The organism is Neptunicella plasticusilytica, assembly GCF_047922965.1.
Taxonomy (GTDB): Bacteria; Pseudomonadota; Gammaproteobacteria; order Enterobacterales; family Alteromonadaceae; genus Neptunicella; species Neptunicella plasticusilytica.
The window spans coordinates 3,450,535-3,467,947 of the sequence record NZ_CP150481.1; the positions used below are offsets into that span (position 1 = coordinate 3,450,535).

Annotated in this window: 20 protein-coding genes, 1 tRNA gene and 1 riboswitch; of the genes, 7 read left to right on the forward strand and 14 right to left on the reverse strand. The window is 43.6% G+C overall.

The annotated features are described in order from the left end of the window. Positions 1-36 precede the first annotated feature (36 nt). Both V1467_RS15495 and V1467_RS15500 read right to left on the reverse strand, forming a co-directional pair. Positions 37-1,374 (reverse strand): N-6 DNA methylase, encoded by a 1,338-nt coding sequence (locus V1467_RS15495; RefSeq protein WP_416305876.1) that lies wholly within the window; start codon positions 1,372-1,374, stop codon positions 37-39. Beyond that, positions 1,371-1,958: a restriction endonuclease subunit S gene (locus V1467_RS15500; RefSeq protein WP_416305877.1), complete on the reverse strand. Its 588-nt coding sequence runs from the start codon at positions 1,956-1,958 to the stop codon at positions 1,371-1,373. The genes V1467_RS15495 and V1467_RS15500 overlap by 4 nt, the downstream gene beginning before the upstream one ends. Positions 1,959-2,094: 136 nt before the next feature. Between V1467_RS15500 and V1467_RS15505 the strand changes: the two genes are divergently transcribed. The 7 genes from V1467_RS15505 to V1467_RS15535 all read left to right on the forward strand — a co-directional run bounded on the left by V1467_RS15505 (position 2,095) and on the right by V1467_RS15535 (position 9,235). Beyond that, complete coding sequence (locus V1467_RS15505) at positions 2,095-2,718, forward strand: Tn7 transposase TnsA N-terminal domain-containing protein (RefSeq protein ID WP_416305878.1); 624 nt, start codon at positions 2,095-2,097, stop codon at positions 2,716-2,718. After that, complete coding sequence (locus tag V1467_RS15510) at positions 2,711-4,678, forward strand: DNA-binding domain-containing protein (RefSeq protein ID WP_416305879.1); 1,968 nt, start codon at positions 2,711-2,713, stop codon at positions 4,676-4,678. The genes V1467_RS15505 and V1467_RS15510 overlap by 8 nt, the downstream gene beginning before the upstream one ends. Continuing rightward, entirely contained in the window at positions 4,671-5,675 is a 1,005-nt protein-coding gene (locus V1467_RS15515) for a TniB family NTP-binding protein (RefSeq protein WP_416305880.1), read from the forward strand. Before V1467_RS15510 ends, V1467_RS15515 begins: the two co-directional genes overlap by 8 nt. Beyond that, positions 5,675-7,402: a hypothetical protein gene (locus V1467_RS15520; protein ID WP_416305881.1), complete on the forward strand. Its 1,728-nt coding sequence runs from the start codon at positions 5,675-5,677 to the stop codon at positions 7,400-7,402. Before V1467_RS15515 ends, V1467_RS15520 begins: the two co-directional genes overlap by 1 nt. A gap of 265 nt (positions 7,403-7,667) precedes the next feature. Next, positions 7,668-8,126, forward strand: coding sequence for a hypothetical protein (locus V1467_RS15525; protein ID WP_416308714.1), 459 nt, complete (start codon positions 7,668-7,670; stop codon positions 8,124-8,126). A 422-nt stretch (positions 8,127-8,548) separates the two neighbouring features. Further along, a complete protein-coding gene (locus tag V1467_RS15530; RefSeq protein ID WP_416305882.1) occupies positions 8,549-8,959 on the forward strand; it encodes a hypothetical protein in 411 nt (136 codons plus the stop codon). Positions 8,960-8,974: 15 nt separating this feature from the next. Further along, complete coding sequence (locus V1467_RS15535; protein WP_416305883.1) at positions 8,975-9,235, forward strand: hypothetical protein; 261 nt, start codon at positions 8,975-8,977, stop codon at positions 9,233-9,235. Positions 9,236-9,318: 83 nt separating this feature from the next. On the opposite strand, the gene V1467_RS15540 is transcribed toward V1467_RS15535, so the two are convergent. From V1467_RS15540 to V1467_RS15595, 12 genes are all read right to left on the reverse strand, one after another. Continuing rightward, positions 9,319-9,528, reverse strand: a complete 210-nt coding sequence (locus V1467_RS15540; protein ID WP_416305884.1) for a DUF3565 domain-containing protein — start codon at positions 9,526-9,528, stop codon at positions 9,319-9,321. A gap of 13 nt (positions 9,529-9,541) precedes the next feature. Continuing rightward, the gene (locus tag V1467_RS15545; protein WP_416305885.1) at positions 9,542-10,111 is read right to left on the reverse strand and encodes a DUF5655 domain-containing protein; all 570 of its coding nucleotides are present in this window, start codon (positions 10,109-10,111) and stop codon (positions 9,542-9,544) included. Further along, positions 10,104-10,508, reverse strand: coding sequence for a cupin domain-containing protein (locus tag V1467_RS15550; protein WP_416305886.1), 405 nt, complete (start codon positions 10,506-10,508; stop codon positions 10,104-10,106). Before V1467_RS15550 ends, V1467_RS15545 begins: the two co-directional genes overlap by 8 nt. Before the next feature lie 14 nt (positions 10,509-10,522). Then, complete coding sequence (gene cdd / locus V1467_RS15555) at positions 10,523-10,930, reverse strand: cytidine deaminase (protein ID WP_416305887.1); 408 nt, start codon at positions 10,928-10,930, stop codon at positions 10,523-10,525. Positions 10,931-11,249: 319 nt separating this feature from the next. Then, complete coding sequence (gene rimI / locus V1467_RS15560) at positions 11,250-11,702, reverse strand: ribosomal protein S18-alanine N-acetyltransferase (protein ID WP_416305888.1); 453 nt, start codon at positions 11,700-11,702, stop codon at positions 11,250-11,252. Then, a complete protein-coding gene (locus tag V1467_RS15565) occupies positions 11,690-12,091 on the reverse strand; it encodes a hypothetical protein (protein WP_416305889.1) in 402 nt (133 codons plus the stop codon). Before V1467_RS15565 ends, rimI begins: the two co-directional genes overlap by 13 nt. A gap of 105 nt (positions 12,092-12,196) precedes the next feature. After that, positions 12,197-12,273, reverse strand: a tRNA-Trp gene (locus V1467_RS15570). A gap of 90 nt (positions 12,274-12,363) precedes the next feature. Beyond that, positions 12,364-13,146 (reverse strand): phosphotransferase, encoded by a 783-nt coding sequence (locus V1467_RS15575; RefSeq protein ID WP_416305890.1) that lies wholly within the window; start codon positions 13,144-13,146, stop codon positions 12,364-12,366. Continuing rightward, the gene (gene pnuC, locus V1467_RS15580) at positions 13,143-13,745 is read right to left on the reverse strand and encodes a nicotinamide riboside transporter PnuC (protein ID WP_416308715.1); all 603 of its coding nucleotides are present in this window, start codon (positions 13,743-13,745) and stop codon (positions 13,143-13,145) included. The genes V1467_RS15575 and pnuC overlap by 4 nt, the downstream gene beginning before the upstream one ends. Positions 13,746-13,750: 5 nt before the next feature. Next, entirely contained in the window at positions 13,751-14,008 is a 258-nt protein-coding gene (locus V1467_RS15585) for a hypothetical protein (protein ID WP_416305891.1), read from the reverse strand. A gap of 30 nt (positions 14,009-14,038) precedes the next feature. Then, positions 14,039-16,153, reverse strand: a complete 2,115-nt coding sequence (locus tag V1467_RS15590) for a TonB-dependent receptor (RefSeq protein WP_416305892.1) — start codon at positions 16,151-16,153, stop codon at positions 14,039-14,041. Positions 16,154-16,214: 61 nt separating this feature from the next. Beyond that, a riboswitch (TPP riboswitch) is annotated at positions 16,215-16,328 on the reverse strand. A 151-nt stretch (positions 16,329-16,479) separates the two neighbouring features. Then, positions 16,480-17,343, reverse strand: a complete 864-nt coding sequence (locus V1467_RS15595) for an MBL fold metallo-hydrolase (RefSeq protein ID WP_416305893.1) — start codon at positions 17,341-17,343, stop codon at positions 16,480-16,482. Between the last annotated feature and the right edge of the window lie 70 nt (positions 17,344-17,413).

The following is a 17,413-nucleotide window of genomic DNA, read 5'->3' on the forward strand; positions in this document are numbered from 1 at the left end:
CTATTAATAATTTTTATTTAAAATTCTTTTGAAATTTCAGCTCTGCATTTCTTTTAGCAATGCGAAACACTTGTCTGTGGTTTTCTGTGCTTCTTTTAGCTTTAGTTTTAGCCTGTCAATATCAACCATCTTAACCTCGGTAGTTTTAGACAGGTAAAACTCCGGGAAAAGCACTGCATCGCCTTCGATGACCTTTTCCGGCTCCACTGTAACACCATTACTTTTTGAAGCGATTGATTCATGGAACAAAGTCACGTCACTCAGGTAAGAATATCTGCTTCTGGTTTCGAACATGTCAGATGCGTCAAGAAAGAATACTGGCTCATTAACCGCCTTTCGCTTGCAAAGTAACAATGCATATACAGAAGTTGAGCGCCCACCTAATAAGTTATCGCCAAGTTTGATGACACTTTCGATTGCCCCAGACATCAGTAGGGATTTTCTCACTAAGGCTTCTTTCTCTCTCTGCAAAGGGCCTTTGCCAGTGAATACAATCCCTGAACCATCTTCCTTCAATGCCCAAAGCATATGCTGAATCAGAGCAAACTCTTTACTAGGGTTATTGCCAAGGGACGTCAAGTCAATACGGTTGGGATCGAAGAACCCCTTAAGTTCATTTCTATGTAATGTAGTCGGCGCTGGCGATTGCACAGAGGCGACACATGCAGTCACGGCCAGATCCATGCTATTCGGAGCAATATCGGTGTCTTGATCTAGACTGGAATTTTCATATACATGAGCTTCCTCTGCTCCCGTAATTAGCAGTTTCTGATACACATAGGTAGATGACTGTTCGTCTGTTTCAGAAAAAACAGTTGAAGATGGAATCAATGCTGATGTGTATGACGTCAACTCCCCTCGGTGTGCATTGGGGGAATAGATACTCTTAACACTATTGCGCTCTACAAGGACTTTTAAAACGCTTTCAAATCCTTCTCCCCAATACTGATAAGGAAAAGAACCTTGTAATGGTGATTTGGGTGCCTTTTCTTGCAATCGATGTAGTACACGTTCATACAGAGTTAAAGCATCGATGACAGATAAGCTACTTAACCGTAGAAACTGACTGGCGGTTTGGACTTTATTAACAACTGTCATCCAGCCCTTCTCGCTAATTTTGCTCAGTTCACTAATAACAAGCTCAGCAACAGAACTATCTGAGAAATTTTCAAGATACGCAGCAGAAGTCAGGGTACTGCTCCACTCTTCCTGTTCAAAAAAACTAAACCGACTTGAATCAACTTTATGAGCGAGCAATAAAGAAAACAGTCCCAATAAGGGCTTTCTTTCAGTAATTCCCGGCTTAACAAATTCGCCACGACGATGCTCAATAAAAGCCTTAGTTATTTCAATGACTAACGTTTCTGAAATCATAGTGACTGCTCTTTTGTCAGTTCAGAAAATACATTGTTCAATTCGTTTGTTCTCGACTTCGTCAATGCGCTATACAGTTCAAGCTCTCGCTGCACTGCCAAATAGCAATCGACTATCATCTGCTGTCTTTCCAGACTTATTTTGGGTACGGGTAGCTCAGATAAGACTTTTATGCTCAGAGAGCTTTGATAGCTTCCGCCAGAATTGCTGATCATCCACTGCTGTGCATATTCGCTATTGATGTATGCCCAGATGAAACGGGTATCTACCTCAACATTGGGTTTAGCATTGATAATCAAAAAGTGCTGAGTGGCAATTACTGAGTCAGAAATGTCATCTAAGTAGATCGCTGGCTTTTTGCTGCCTTTGGCTACCAAAATAATCTGGCCAGATTGAAGGGTTGCAACACCTTTAGCACCTTTGATTTCAACATTAAGCAAACCTTCCCAATCAATCCCGGTAGGAAAGCCCTCATAGTCAACGTTACTTAACTGCAAAACCTTGTAGGGTGATGACACGTCTTCTTTGACCGCTGTTCGAAAGGTTCTACCAGAACCAATCGAAACAATATCTCCGAGTTTCATTGCTCACTCGTTTCCTCAATTATTTTTCACAATATTAAATCACACTTCAAAAGTGTGCAATTATTCTTGACAAAGATCCACCTTCTGATCAACGATCGAAGTGAACACTATAGTAGTGTGTATAAGGATCGTATGAATGAATAGTAAAATCATTAAGTTTTATGGAAAGAAGAAGTCACGCTTCTTTTCCTCTGTCATGAATGGTGGGCAGGCAGTAAGAGCAGAGAGCTATTTCGAAATCTCTTACATGTATCACCTTGAATTCGACTCGACAGTTGAGCGGTGGCAGTCTCAACCGCAGCGTTTTGAATACCAAGTAAATGGAAGGACACGGGTCTATACACCAGATTTTTTGATCAAACTTAAATCAGGCAGCTATCAGTTGGTCGAATTGAAACCTAAGTGCTTCACACAGTCCGATGAATTTATCGAAAAGCATGGCCTTCTCAACGATATGTTCCTCTCGCGTTATCACATTCCTTTGCTTGTAAGAACCGAAGAGGACTTTTTTGACGACGTTCGGAACGAAAATTTACGCAGGCTGTATCGCTATAAAAAGTATGATTTTTCGCGCTTTGACATGGAAAAAGCTGTCGCGCATTTGAAGAGGGTGAGCACTGTTGGTGAGCTTTACCAACGATGCGCGGATTTTAATGTCACTAGTGCATTTGGTCCGGCATTGGTCGCGCAGAATTATTTTACTACCAATCTGTATTCCCCCTTTTCACTGAAAAGTGAAGTAGAGGTGGCTTATGCTTGAGCGCATTAATCTCAACTCTTTAAATAACAGAGAGCTAATCTACTGTGGCGAGAAAGCTAATGTCGTTAGTGTTGACGAATCACAGCAGTACCTTTTTCTACGTCGCGGTAGAAATCTACTCCAACGTACCTATTCAGAATTCTTCGAGGATCTTAAAAAGAATAATGTGACTGTCCTACGGTCATTGTCTCAACCTGCGGATCGTTCCAAAGCAACACCTGAACAACAAGCTGAAATTTTCAGGTTGGAGAAGCATTTTTTTGAAATGTATAAATATAAAAATCCCACGAAACACGCTGCATTTGTGAGTGAGAAGGTTGCTGCTGAGATTAACGCTCCTAAGCCTATTCCTCGCTCTACTTTATGTAAAAAATACAAACAGTGGGTGGCAGATGGATATGATGCCACTATCCAAGTACTTTGCAAATCTGGGACTTATCCGAATCGGATCGCTCAAGAAATCGAAGAACTGATCGCAAAATGTATTAAAAAATACTATTTAAAGTTGGCTGGACCTTCCAGACCATTTTGCTATGAAAAGTTTTGCAAAGAATACGAACGAAAAGGCTATCCTATTAATAAACGCCCTAGCCTGCGTACTTTTCAACGACGAATTGATGCTATCAGCGAGTTCGAAAAGGTACGTGCTCGAAAAGGCGAAAGTGAGGCCAAGAAACAGTTTAGACAAGTACTCAATCATTATGAGAATGGCGCTCCGCTTGATCGAGTTGAACTAGATTCTGCACATTTTAATCTTGGTTTGGTCGAAGAAATCAGTGGCAAGGTCTATTACATTGGTACGGTGTCAACGGATCTCGCCTTTGATACGGGCACTGGCAGTTTACTCGGCTACTGCCATCATATTGGAACTAAGAAAGAGCATTCAGGTTATGTCGTCAGCATGCTCTGCCACGCCATTTCTCAAAAGCTAGAAAAAGATTACATCCAATTCGGCCTACCAAGGCTGGTTGTTATGGACGCAGGCCCCGGATACCGGGCCGAAACTACACGGGGTTTTTTGGACGCCATTCAGTGTGAATACGAAATCACAGAAGTACGCCGTCCGTGGTCTAAACCTTTTGTCGAGCGTTTCGTCCGCTACATCCGTGATAATTTCTATCGTGAAATCAAAGGTTACGTAGGTAAATTCAATCCCGATGAATACACAGATGTGACAGTCAAAAATGAAGCGCATCTCACAATTGAACAATTCAGACAGAAATTCGCCAACTTTGTACGCGAATATCATAAAAAACCTCAGGAGCGCTTAGGAAATATCAGCCCGAACGAAGCTTGGTCACGAGGCATCGAAGCGTTTCCACCTGAGTTGATCGATGACATTGCCGAACTGAAGAAACACAAAGGCTTGCGTTTGAAAGATCGCAAAATCAACCTGAAAGATGGCTTCCGCTATCTTGGTCAAAGTTTCAATTCGCCAAAGTTACTTAGTTTCTATGATGCATATAAGAGAAAAGTAAGCAAAAAGGAATTTTGTGTAGATGTATTGGTTAACCCCAGTGATGCAGATTCTATCTGTATCGTGCTACCGCCAGCTATGTGCGCAAGTCCCGGAAGACTAGAACTGCTGGAAATTCCAAATACTTGCCCATCATCCTCTGGTAAGTCATTCGAGCAACTGCGTGCAGTTTGTAAAGGTACGTTGGTCTATGACGGCGCTCCGACATTTATATCCTATGAAAACAAGTCTGGGTATGGAGAAACTCCTCGTCAAGGCACCTTTATCGATATCGCCGCCAATATTCCTGATTCAAGGAAGGCTGCTAATGAAGAGCTGGGCAATATGCTAGCGACACAACCTCCAATTTCAACACTCGATTTTGAAGATGGTCCTCTCTACGGCGAAGGAACACCCACTACACCACTGAACGACAAAGCCAATGATAGCGATCTTCGTCAAGTCAATGAATCAACTACAACAGAGGTATTTCTATATGAATAATCAATTAACATTAAAGCCAGTTACCAGATTTTTTCTAGAACGTCGGTTTGGGCATCAAGCTCTTGTAGATGCGGAAAATAAAATTGAAAAGCTGATGAAAAACCAAGGTCTTAAAGGCAGAATTCGATTGCTGGTAGGACCTTCCGGCACCAGCAAAACAGCAATGCTCGAAATAATGGAAAAAAAATATCCTCCAATTATTGCAGAGTTTAGCGGTGCGAATCTTCCGCAGATTCTCTCTATTCGTCTGACTTCTGCTGCCAATACAAAAGCACTATATTGGTGCTTGATTGAAGGTTTGGGTGTTAAGCCAGTAGGTAACGAATATCAGTTACGCAATCAATTTAATGAATTGGTGAAGAACATGCCTCTGAAGCTAATCGCGATAGATGAGATTCAGCATACGTTGCCAAACAAATCGACATCCTCAAAAACACAAAATATCGCAGACACAATTAAAAATATTGTAGATGAAACAAAAATACCGATGCTCCTGATTGGCTTAGAAAACTCATTGTCATTGGTAGAAAATAGCTTTTCACGAGCAACCACTATGCAAAAAGAAGAGGATCAATTGTATCGGAGAGCACTTAGCCCTATTCGCTTTAAACCAGTTGAATACGCTGATAACACTGCAATGGTAACTATTTTGAAAGGATATACGGCTATTTTCGAACAGGTAAAAGCAAAATTTGGCACTTCAATCTTAAATCTGCTAGACGCGGATATTATGAATCGCCTGTGGCTCGCTTCAGAGGGTTACATCGGTAGATTAAGTGAAATCTTTTGTGAGGCGCTAGAAGTTTGCGAGGAAAGCCAACAAATCACCTTATCTACTCTGGGAGAAGCCTATGACGAAGTTAACTCTTGGAATACTTCGTCCATTAACCCATTCACAGCAAGGTCTCAAAAGGAATTGGATCAGCTCAAAACTTCGATTTTTCTGTCTCAAAAACGCAAAGAGTCAAAGACAAAAATTGAACAGGATGCAGCCTAATGATCTTACCACTTTCCTTTAAAACCGATTCGTCGGTAAACCCTGCCCTCTATCTTTGTAAACTTGCTCAACTGCACGGTTATCAAGATGTAAGAATCATGCTTAAAGCTTACAGATTAAGGCTGCCCCAAGGGCAGCAAAATCACTTAATCGGATACAGCAGCATAGTTAAAGCATTAACGGGACAAGATATTGATTATGCAGCACCCGCCGAATTCCAATATGACAGTACACGTTACTTTAAATCCTTAGTATCTAATCATTTAAAGGTCTGCCCTGACTGTCTTGAGTGCGGGAGTTCGCCTATAGAACATAACTTGGTTACCTCGGCTACTTGTCGAGTGCATTCACTTAAACTGCTAGCTGAGTGCCCCCAGTGTAATCATGAGCTGACATTTGATCGGCAATTACTGACTGGAAGTTGCTCATACTGTGGACATTGCCTTCCCAGAGTAAGTCAGAATGAACCAGAGTATCAGAAAATGTTATATGACCTTCGTTCGGATAAAAGACTCGATGCTATTCATGATCTTGCTTTAGCTGCCGGATATATTCTTCGTCCTTATGATTGTATCCCTGCTCAGATCAAAAACGAGGAAATTTCAGATTGGATTGGTTTGTTTTCAAAAGCTTTCAAACTACTGACCGACAAAGAAACCCTATTAAACTGGGGGAGCGAAGTTTTCAAACAGAAACAGACACGGGTAAAGGGCCTTGGTGTGCAGGCATCGTTGGCAGGAATAGTCTTTTTAGACGAACACACCATGCTAGATTGGCCGGAGTTAAAAAATGCTCGCGACTACTTTTCTAATACTCTGACTTTTAAGGATGGAATCTTCAGCGGCGAAAAATTGTTAAGCGAAATGCCAGAAGAAACTTTTGTATCTAAGAGGGGACGGCATTTAAAAGCACTCAATGAGGAAGACATCAAAAGCTACTTCAATTACCGGATCACTTTGGAAGGCTTATCAATGGTATCGGGGATTGATCTTGAAGTTTTAGAAGCGTTATACAAAAACAATACATTCAAAACGATTGGTGCCGCTAACAACTATTCTCAAAACTTTGTCGATTTACGAGATGTAAGCCGAATAGTCACCGAAGTTTCGGAAGAAGTTGAAACCTTCACCCATGTACTGCCTGATTCAATGAATTTACTCATTGAAAAACTCATGTTGGTCAATCTCAGCATGAGCCAATTTTGGCATTTTGCCTTTAGTCACTCAAATCTGGTTAGGATTGGGGAAGGAAGCGAGAAGATAATTGACCGAGCGTATATCGACAAACCAGCATTGATGAAATTCTGCTTTAAAACGTTCACTGCTGATACTAACGGAAAATTGAGAAAATCTGTCGTGATGGACATATTTGGGCTGAGCGAATTTGACCTAAGGGAGCTAGCTAAGCACGATCTATTGCACCCAATGCCGTGGAACCAAAGACATACATATTACCGAATCAAACATCTGATAAATATGGAAAACAAGCTATTCTGCCTTGGACGGTACTGTGAATTGCGAGGATTGGATTTCCAAACAACGGCATCTCAATTGGAAAGTGTCGGAATACACCCAGTCTTGGGTAGATCAATATTTGAGTGTCGGTATCAAGTACTTCATTTCCTGAAGTTTAATCAATGGATTGAACCAAAAAAGCGTTACTTGCCGCCCTCAAATTTTACGTTTCTCAAGGGACGAGATCCCCGTAAAGCCTTACTTTTGAACTGACATTCACTTCTTAGGTTGGGGGCACAGAATAACAATAACCCCCTAACAAATCCCTTGCATTCTTTTCAATCTGTAATAACATTTAAAATATACTAATAAGCTTATTAATATCAGCAATTTAAATCTCATTTTTTACGTCACGAATACGCAAAAATCTCAGTTTTAATGACAGAAAATGCGTCCTCAGATCTCAGCTTTTGTGTCACATCCCTTATAATACGCCATTGTCAGATCTCACTTTTGATGTCGTTGTACAGATCCAGTCATAGGTCGTTTCTATTCAAATGATCCAGTTGGATGGACACCAGAAAACCCTGTCATGTCGTTCAACCGCTATTTATATATGAATAACAATCCGTATAAATATACTGATCCTGATGGAGAGTTTTTAAATTTTGCTATTGGAGCAATAGTAGGGGCAATAGCTGAAACTACATCACAAGCTATCGCAGGCAAGGGTTTTGATGGGAGTAAAATATTAGCGAGTGCAGCCATTGGAGGAGTGACATCTGGAGTAAGTGCAATAAAGATGATTGCAACGACAGGAAAAGCTGGAAAAATGGTTATGGAGGGAGGACTAAATGCAGTTGGAGCAGCGAGTGAGTCCATGATTCATGATGGATTAGATGGTAATCAAGCTGATTTAGGCAAGGCGCTGAAGGCGACAGCATCATCCGTACCGGGTTTTGGCAACGCATCTACTATGAGCAAAAGAACAGGATAAGCGGTAATGATAAGTGAAAAACAAAAGTTTGTTAAAATTTGGTGGGTAGCTTTTAAATACTTGTTTACGATAATGGCTATAGGCTTGGTTTTCAGGACATTATTGCTCTTTTACCATGATCAAGCTGATTCTGTAACGTTTTGGAGTATATTATTCGGATTTACTATTGCATTTCTGGGTATTACTTTTGTTTGTGGAATAATTGCAGGATATCTAGTAATTCTAGATAGGAAACATAATCAATAAGTTTCCTTGTTAATATAGTTTGAATCCAAAGCTCCGCCCTTACCATAAATAACGGGGCTTTTTTTAGCCTTGGAATTGCTGGAGAGGGTTGTTACCAATGCCTGGTGACTGGGCTTATCCGCATTGAATCCAACCGCATATGGATGCTGGCAAGGTTGTTTGAGTCTGGATTATTAGTGGCGATTCACAACACAGTTTATCTTAACTCCGACCAAGGCTCACAATATAGCAGCCGCAGCTTCAGAAAGTTACTTTGCTCACTGGTGGCTGCTGGAGCTGGGCAGCCTGAGATTGCAGTCCCACTAACAGCGATAGCAACAGCAGCCTCTATTTCTGCAAATACTTTGAATCAAAGCCTAGAGTCTGGAAATCTCACAGATACAGAGATTAATAAAGCTACTCTTGCAGAAGGAGCTGGAGAGTTGTCTGGTAAGGCGGCAGAAAACGGAGTGAAAATTGCTGGCGAACTTGCTGGAAACTTTGGAGTTAAAGGAAAGGCTGCAGAAGCTCTAATTAACGTGGGCTCTGAATATGCTGGGCAAGTAGTATCAAATTTTGTTAAGAACGAAACAATAGAAGATATGTAAGGTAAAAGAAACAATATGAAAAAAGGCGTCTTAGTCCGTATTTATTTAGAAAAGAAATATATATTAGTGTTTAGAATTTTAATGATAGTTATTTCAGCATGCTCTTTGTGGAGGATTGCGTATGTTTTACAACAGGGGCATGTTTTTAGGAATGGTGGGGAAGTTTATTCAAATCAACCGTCGTTTTATACTTACTTGCTTAAATTTCTAATTATGTTTTTGTTATTTCTTTGGTTTGGAACTGGTGGAGTGAAAGAAAAAAATGAAGAGACATAAGCTAAATTTAAATCGCATTAAAGTGTGGTGATAATTCATTTAAGGTTGTATCCAACTAAAGCCTATATTTAGACCGTTACAGGTTAACACTCACTATCTCTCGGCGCACCTTCATCGCATTTTTTGCAATTAAGTTGATGGCCCAGCATGGATTGCCTGCCCTGTTCAGTGATTACCCATTCGCGATTACTCCACGGCGGATTATGCCGCACATGCTGAAAATGGCCGCAGGCCAGTTCTGCCACCCAATGCTGTTCTTCATCCAGATGATAGCCTTGAATCGGTTGCTGCATGTCCGGTTATATATCAACCATTCTGCTGATAGGCAGCGACCAGCAATGTTTCCACTTCATCGCTGACTTGTTCAACATCAGTTAAGCTGATTTTATGTGTAGCCTGTCCCGGCCCATTGGCGGCTTGTAACAAGTGTGATTGGGGAGCATCGGTAAAACGCAGCCCTACATCCACGCGGTTTTTGGTTGCTGCCGCAATAGCGGTAAACTGACGTTTACGTATAAAGGGAATATAACTGGCGCGCCCTTCTATTTGCACATCCGCTCCCAGAGTCATAATCCGTTGTCGCAAGTGTTGAAAAATTACCAATAAAGGCGCTTTGGCACCGGCGTATTGTTGGGAGATATATTCTTCCAGCGTCGGCGGCTGCCAGCCTGCCGCGCGGGCTGCCGCATCGGCAATGGCCCACTGGGAATTTTGTGCTATACCGTGTTGCTGTTTTAACCAGCGCCTGACTTCGTTTTGATTCAGCGGATCAATAGCGCTTTGCTCAACGAGATCAACCCACTGTTGCAATGATTTACCGGTACGTTGTTGTAAAGATGACGCAACCGCTGCCAGCATCTGATCGGGGTTAGTCATTTCCGTCGTCGGCCTTATGCTGAGTTCCTTCACCGGGAGTAATAAATAATATGCGGGTTGCCACGTCGGTTTTAGCGGTATGCCATAAGCCTTTGGGCACCACCACATACTCGCCGGGTTGTTGCAGGGTTAATGTATGTCGTTGCTGTCCATCATCAATAATAAAGGTCGCTTCACCGGATAGCAGGATCACCGTTTCATCCCCTTCGGGATGCATTTCCCAGCTTCCCCAGTCTGATTCAAAATCATAACTGGCGATCAGTTCGTGTCCTTTAAAATTGTTAAAGTTATCTTCCAATTCCTGGTAAATCGTCGGCGTTACCGGCACTTTTGTCGCCATTTTATCCGGGCCTAGCACCACAAATTCATTAGCAATATTGGATTTTTCGGGTTTCATTTTAAACGCTCGCGTTATGCATTAACCATTTTGTGATCGAAGGAAAAAGGCAACAGTTGTTTAATCGGCACCTGTTTGAGTGCGCCCTGCCATTGAAATATCAATAAAATATCGGCACCAAATTCAGAAATAAACTGGCGGCACATACCGCAAGGGCTGATATCGCCTTTGGGTGAATAAACCGCAATAGCAATAATATTTCTGTGCCCCTGGCTTACCGCACTCCCCAGTGCCACTCGCTCGGCACACAGTCCTGACGGATAGGCGGCATTCTCGACATTGACCCCGGTTATAACCTTGCCGTTGTCCACAAGCACTGCGGCTCCAACCGGATAACGGGAATAAGGCTCATAGGCTTTATCGATAGTCTGCTCCGCTGCAGCCATTAATTTAGACATTTCGCTTTGTGACAGTGTATTCATTTATCACTATTTTCCTGATTAGATGGCTAGTTAGTCTCAGATAAAAAGACACAAGCGTCAATCAGGAAGGTAATTCAGTGACGAACTAAAACGGCTCTCGCCAAGCGCAGGGCGCGCAAAGAAAATAACGCCAGCTTCGAGTAACGAGCTGCGAGCCACGAGCTAAAACCCGTCCTATGGTATTCATTCAAATGTAGGTCGGCGTTTACGCCGCCAAGAGCAAAAATCCAGACAGAGCAATAAATGACTTCCCGTTTCGACTTGGCGTCTCTGCATGAAAGTTTATTTTAAATTGTTGAGCTAATGTTCTGTTCATACTCTAGAAAAACATTTTGCTCATTACGATGGCGTCTTCCCAGCCGCCACCCGCGGCAGGATAATAATTTTTGCGATGTTCAATTTCGGCAAAATCAAACGCCTGATAAAGATTAATCGCCACGCTATTGGATTCGCGCACTTCCAGCCAGAGTTGTTGCGCACCGCGCTGGCGGCACTGTTGTTCAAAATGTTCCATCAACCTTCGACCCAAGCCCTTGCCTCGCATTAATGGACTGACACCAATATCGATCAAGGTCAGTTCATCCAATACCTGGTGCCCCACGTAAAAACCGGCAATTTGCTGTTCCCACTCGGCCTGATAAGCAAAGTATTTATTCCCGAGGCAAGATAGAAAAGTTTGCTCTGAAGATGGAAATGCCTGACATTCGCCATGAACCTGAAAGGCTCTGTGATAATTTTGCGGGGTTATCCGGCTAAAGACTATTTCTGCCACTGCTGCAGTGCATTCCACAGTTGCTTTTTAAGCTGGGGCTGAGTGTGAAGCTGTTCAAGATCGGGGGTGACTAGCCCTTCCGCATTGATTTGGATACTCTCGCCCACTTGCCAATTCAGCGTTTCTCGCGCAATTTGCTGCAACAGTTCCACTGCCAGCGCCACATCTTTAGCGAAAGCAGAATCACGATCCACCAACTGAGGCTCGGGTTCGGAATTTGTTTGCGGTATTTCGGGTGATGTCTCAACTGAAACTGGCGGCGATACAACGGCCGTTTCTGTAACCGGCGGGCTGCGAGTTTCATCATCTGCAACAGGCGTGCGCAATCGCCACTGAACAATATCCAGTTGATCCAGTACCGCTTGCTGATATTCTGATAAGGCTTTCATGGCAAACAGATTAGCACATAAAATTGCGAAGATAATACGAGGGTCTGTTTATCTTTCATATTCAACAGTGAGGAAGATGAAAGATAAACAGACCCTAAAGAAAAGTGGCAGGGGTGGAGGGACTCGAACCCCCAGCCATCGGTTTTGGAGACCGCTGTTCTACCAATTGGAACTACACCCCTGCAGATGAATCGCGCATTATACTTATGCCGGTTTAAAGGTAAAGAAAAAAGCCATCGTCTGAATGCAATTTTTAGTCGTACGTCGCTTTTTTAATCAGTTTGTTGCTCAGCCGCCGCATACCATAGATCCGCGGTCAGTTGGGCAACGGGTAACATACCTATTACCTGGCGTAATACCGATGCCTCGGATAGACCATTTTGGCGACCATAATAACCACATAACAACTTGATATGTTTGTTACTTAACTGATTTACCAACACGGCGTTGGCAATATCGAAGTAACGGTTTGAACGGGCAGCATATTCCCAGTCCAGCAAAATTCCCTTAGGTGATAAACAAATGTGTTCAAAGGCAAGGTCGTGATGACAAAAACAGTCCCGTTTGGCCTGCATCCACAAGTGCGCGGTGTTATTAATCCTTTGCTGCCAATAAGACTGGTCTTTTTCAATCCGATTAAGATAGCGCTGCCATTGTGCCAGCAGGGGGAGTTCATCGACCTTAACGCTAACATTGTGCACAGCCGTTAAACTGTCAGCTAATAATGGCAGATGTAAGTCCGCGGTAAACATATGATCATTAAGCGTCTCAATCTCGCACCATTTTTCGATATGGATTAAATCGTCATCGGAGATATGCACCGGCTCTGGTGCTAAACCCAGTTCAGCCAGTTTACGTTGTAACGCGAAGCTGTCATTGCGGGTGAGCAGCACAAATTCTTCACCCACAAAGTTTTTAACCAAATAGCAGTCGGTATCCGACTGCAATTTATAGTTGTGGTTAATGGTGCCTCCCTTAAGCGGACTAAGCTTGAAATCTGCTGATACCCAGCTCAGGTTTTGCAAGTAGGTTTCCAGCTGTTCAGCACCGTTCATGCAAATGCCTCTGAAGAGTTCACCCGTGCTTTTTTCCATTGCCAGTAACCGTATACGGCAAAACCGAAATAGGTAATGAATAACAATGCGGTCAAATACAGACCTGTTTGCCAATACAAATAAGCCGATACTGTATTAATGACCATCCAGTACAACCAGTTTTCCAGTATTTTCTGGGTGACCATCCAGGTGGTAAACAAGCTGAATACTGTAGTTAATACATCCAGATACAAATGCTCTGCCGAAAAGCTACTGGCCAGCAGCTTGATCAACAACAGACTTAGTACTAGTAACCCACCAACAACCACGATGTGATATTGCCAGTTTTTTTCAATCACTTGTAAAGGCTGTTCTTGATGATTTGCCCGCCAGTTCCACCAGCCATAAACCGCCATCAGCAAATAGTAAAAATGCAAAAACGACTGCATTGGCAAACTGTGCTCCCACAGTAACCAGGTATAAATACCGGTGCCGATCAGCGCACTAGGCCAGCACCAGACACTTTGCCGGGCGGCCAGCCAGACGTAGGCTATGGCTAACGCTACACCCAGCATTTCCCATACAGATTGTTGTGCCCATTGCTGGGCAACCAACTCCATGATGTTCACGCGCCGCTACCGACTTTGTCACCGTTTAGAAATTTACACACAAAAATTGCCTGGCCAATTTCCTGATGACTACGTTGCATTTCTTCGGCCAGAATCTGCATGGTGGGCAAGTATTCCCCTTCCACCACGGTACTGGTTCTGCCAGTATCCACGGTTAATTCAGCATAACTGTTTAAACGATCGATAAACGCCTGGATAGGGGCAATATATTTTTCGTTTAACGGATAAAGTGATATTTCTGCGATTAGTTTCATGTTCTTTCCTTCCTGTAAATTCGCTGCGGCTTAATAGTGATAGTTAACGTTGATCCCAACACGGCGAGGCTCGCCAAACTGCTCGTAGGTATGCTCCAGATATTCGTCACGAGGATCATTACCAAAAAAGAAACCACGATTGGCGTAAGTGCGATCAAACAGATTGCGGGCATATAAACTGACTTTCCAGTTACCCATTTGATAATCCACACTGGTATGCAGCAACACCACATTATCGGAACGGGAATCATGGCTATAGGAGTAGTAGAATGTGTCTTTGGCGTCCAGTTCCACTAACCAGCTTAATACCGAATTGAGTTGCCAGTTAATCCCGGCATTAAGCTGATATTCTGGTGCGTGCGCCTGTTCGCGATGGTTAATCACCTTAACCGTTGTACCATCCTGTCGACTGATGCCATTGATCTCGGTTTTTAGCCAGCCGATATTGGCAAAACCGCTAACCTGTTCGGAGATCTGATAACCCAATTGCAATTCGATCCCGTAGTTTGTGCCATCCGCCGCGTTGTTATAAAAACCGGCGAAGGACTGGTCTTTAACAAACCAGTTTTTATACTGGATATCATCACGCCACTGGTAAAACACATTGGCGTCATAACTCAAATCACCCGCAGCATTACTTCCTTTAACACCAAATTCCAGGCCGAGTAACGATTCGGGTTTAAACGCTTTATGCGCAAGTAAAAGGTCACGGAACTCTTCAAAACCGGCAGAATCGACTTTACTCAATGCTTCACCATTCACGCCACCCATTTTAAAACTGCGTAGCGCGCTGGCGTACCACATAGTTTGTTGATCAGTTTGATAATGGTAACTGAATTGCGCCCCCCAGTCGGTGTCATCCACGCTAGTGACAATCTGGTTGGAGTCCTGATAATCCAGCTTTTGTGAAGCTAAGCGTAAACTACTGGTCAGCCAGCTACGCTCGGACAGGTGATACTGGTATTCACCAAAAATAGCGGCATCTTCGCGGGCGACATCGCTGAAAAACTGCGCATCAGTATAGGCATCCCAGTCAAAGAAATTACGCTGCAACGCTTCGTCTTTATCGGCGTAATAGGCGCCAATGGTCCAGCGGTTAGTCACACCGGCTTTGCTGGTCAATTTAAATTCGGCACTGGTATTATCCCGGTCACGCAAATATTCATCGCTGGTAGAGTACTCCCAACCCGGCGCGATCCCTACATAGCTCCAGTCTTCGTCAAAGGCATAACCTAAATCAGCTTGCAGATAGCTTAATTGCAATTGTAGATCAGCCCAGTTCAGCCCCTGATATGCGGCTTTGACTGCGGCGGCCTTACTTTTCTGGCGATCAAAACCCGGCTCATCAGACAAGGTAGTACGATCCCTGTCCAGCGAAAAGGCATCATAACCGTTATCCACATCGATAAAATGCAGTACGGTGTTGATATTCAAGTCAGCGCTCGCCTGCCAGTCAAATTTGGCTCGGGCGGAAAACTCGTCAATATTCTGCGTATCGTCACGATCAAGGAAGGTATTTTCAATAAAGCCGTCGCTGCTATTTTGATGCACCGAGACACGATAATTAGTCGAATCGGTTAACGCACCTCCGGCGGCGGCACCTAAATGCCAGCTATTGTAGTTTGCAGCTCCCGCCTGCAAATCAAAACTGCTACGGGCATCGGCTTCTTTGCTGATCACGTTGATCATTCCGGCCAAGCCGTCAGCGCCAAAGCGGGTGCTATTAGGCCCTTTAAATACCTCGACTTGCGCCACATCAAACATGCTAGCACCGGCCCCCAAACCGGAATAGTTGATCCCGTCAACAATAAAACCCACTGACGGGTTAACAGGATCAACAAACTGGCTACGCTCACCGATACCGCGAATTTGAATAAAACGGCCACGGCTGGCACCACTGGCAAAATTGACATTAGCCGCCCGGTTAAGCATGTCATCCAGATGCTGGGCATGGCGCTGCTCAATGCTGGCATCATCCCAAACGGTAATGCTGCTGGCCATTTCCGATAACGGCGTACTGGTTAAGGTGCCCTGAACCACAATGGTTTCGAGCGCGTCATTATCAATTTGCTCCGCCTGGATAGCCCAAGAGGTAAAAGAAAGTGCCATTACACTGGCAAGTATGTTTGGTCTAAATTGTTTCATAGGATCTCTTCAGTTAGAAAAGATCCGGCTTTACGGCAGGTATAATAGTGGATGTAATAAAGATTAAACATCAGCCCATTCCTACGCCGGTATTATCCGGATCAGGTATCAGGGTTCCCACTGCTGGATCTCAGCCAAATATCAATCAGGATATTTAGCACCCCTTGGTGTCTACTTTCAGTTAACAGAAAGTATTGGCGGCGATTCTAGCAATACGCCATTAACTTACAAGTATGATTACGAAATATATTAGAAAACAATCACTGGTCGGCTGACCAAGAGCCTTCAGCTATATAATAAGCTCCTTCAGCGACAATCAACAGAACCTAGCCTAAACCATTAACCGGTAATTTAAGATAGCTTACACCATTATCTTCCGGCTTAGGAAAATGTCCGGCCCTGATATTCACCTGGATACTGGGCATAATCAGATTAGGCATGCCTAAAGTCGCATCACGAGTTTGACGGATCTGGATAAACTCCGCTTCTGCCGTCTCGGCATTAATATGCACATTGGCCTGCTTATGCTCTGCCACGCTGGCAACAAACTTTAACTCACGTCCATTAGGCTGATAATCGTGACTCACATAGATCAGTGTTTCATCAGGGAGTTGGTACAATTTTTTTACTGACTGGAATAACGTCGCGGCGCTACCGCCGGGGAAATCGCAACGCGCGGTGCCAGCATCAGGCATAAACAGGCTGTCTCCGACAAAAGCGTGGCCGTCGATCAGGTAGGTCAAACTATCGTTGGTATGGCCAGGTGTCGCCAATATCTGTCCCGTCGAATTGCCGAGTCTGAAAGTATCACCTTCATTGAACAACAAATCGAAATCGCTGCCATCTGTTTGGATACTGTCAGCCAGATTATAAATTTTCTGAAAGGTACTTTGTACTTTGGTGATCCCGCCACCAATGGCAATCCTGCCGCCTGCTTTAGCTTTAACATATTGCGCAGCGGTTAAATGATCAGCGTGGGCATGAGTTTCCAGGATCCACTGTAGCCTCAGTTGACGACTATCCAGAAAATCCAGCAGTTGCTCGGCAAAGCGGGTATCGGTGTGACCCGACGCATAGTCGAAGTCCAACACCGGGTCGATTACCGCCGCGTATTTACTGTCCTGGTCATAAACAACGTAACTGAGCGTGGAGGTGTGCTGGTGAAAAAACGCTTCAACCTGTACTGACATAACAATTATTCCTGCCTATGAATCAATACTTGTACTTTAGCAAAACACGAATTACCATACAACAACAAGT

What these genes read in the sequence shown, in the direction of transcription:
- V1467_RS15495 (WP_416305876.1), bottom strand. Translation starts at nt 1,374, where the DNA reads ATGATTTCAGAAACGTTAGTCATTGAAATAACTAAGGCTTTTATTGAG.
- V1467_RS15500 (WP_416305877.1), bottom strand. Translation starts at nt 1,958, where the DNA reads ATGAAACTCGGAGATATTGTTTCGATTGGTTCTGGTAGAACCTTTCGA.
- V1467_RS15505 (WP_416305878.1), top strand. Translation starts at nt 2,095, where the DNA reads ATGAATAGTAAAATCATTAAGTTTTATGGAAAGAAGAAGTCACGCTTC.
- V1467_RS15510 (WP_416305879.1), top strand. Translation starts at nt 2,711, where the DNA reads ATGCTTGAGCGCATTAATCTCAACTCTTTAAATAACAGAGAGCTAATC.
- V1467_RS15515 (WP_416305880.1), top strand. Translation starts at nt 4,671, where the DNA reads ATGAATAATCAATTAACATTAAAGCCAGTTACCAGATTTTTTCTAGAA.
- V1467_RS15520 (WP_416305881.1), top strand. Translation starts at nt 5,675, where the DNA reads ATGATCTTACCACTTTCCTTTAAAACCGATTCGTCGGTAAACCCTGCC.
- V1467_RS15535 (WP_416305883.1), top strand. Translation starts at nt 8,975, where the DNA reads ATGAAAAAAGGCGTCTTAGTCCGTATTTATTTAGAAAAGAAATATATA.
- V1467_RS15540 (WP_416305884.1), bottom strand. Translation starts at nt 9,528, where the DNA reads ATGCAGCAACCGATTCAAGGCTATCATCTGGATGAAGAACAGCATTGG.
- V1467_RS15545 (WP_416305885.1), bottom strand. Translation starts at nt 10,111, where the DNA reads ATGACTAACCCCGATCAGATGCTGGCAGCGGTTGCGTCATCTTTACAA.
- V1467_RS15550 (WP_416305886.1), bottom strand. Translation starts at nt 10,508, where the DNA reads ATGAAACCCGAAAAATCCAATATTGCTAATGAATTTGTGGTGCTAGGC.
- cdd (WP_416305887.1), bottom strand. Translation starts at nt 10,930, where the DNA reads ATGAATACACTGTCACAAAGCGAAATGTCTAAATTAATGGCTGCAGCG.
- V1467_RS15565 (WP_416305889.1), bottom strand. Translation starts at nt 12,091, where the DNA reads ATGAAAGCCTTATCAGAATATCAGCAAGCGGTACTGGATCAACTGGAT.
- V1467_RS15575 (WP_416305890.1), bottom strand. Translation starts at nt 13,146, where the DNA reads ATGAACGGTGCTGAACAGCTGGAAACCTACTTGCAAAACCTGAGCTGG.
- pnuC (WP_416308715.1), bottom strand. Translation starts at nt 13,745, where the DNA reads ATGGAGTTGGTTGCCCAGCAATGGGCACAACAATCTGTATGGGAAATG.
- V1467_RS15585 (WP_416305891.1), bottom strand. Translation starts at nt 14,008, where the DNA reads ATGAAACTAATCGCAGAAATATCACTTTATCCGTTAAACGAAAAATAT.
- V1467_RS15590 (WP_416305892.1), bottom strand. Translation starts at nt 16,153, where the DNA reads ATGAAACAATTTAGACCAAACATACTTGCCAGTGTAATGGCACTTTCT.
- V1467_RS15595 (WP_416305893.1), bottom strand. Translation starts at nt 17,343, where the DNA reads ATGTCAGTACAGGTTGAAGCGTTTTTTCACCAGCACACCTCCACGCTC.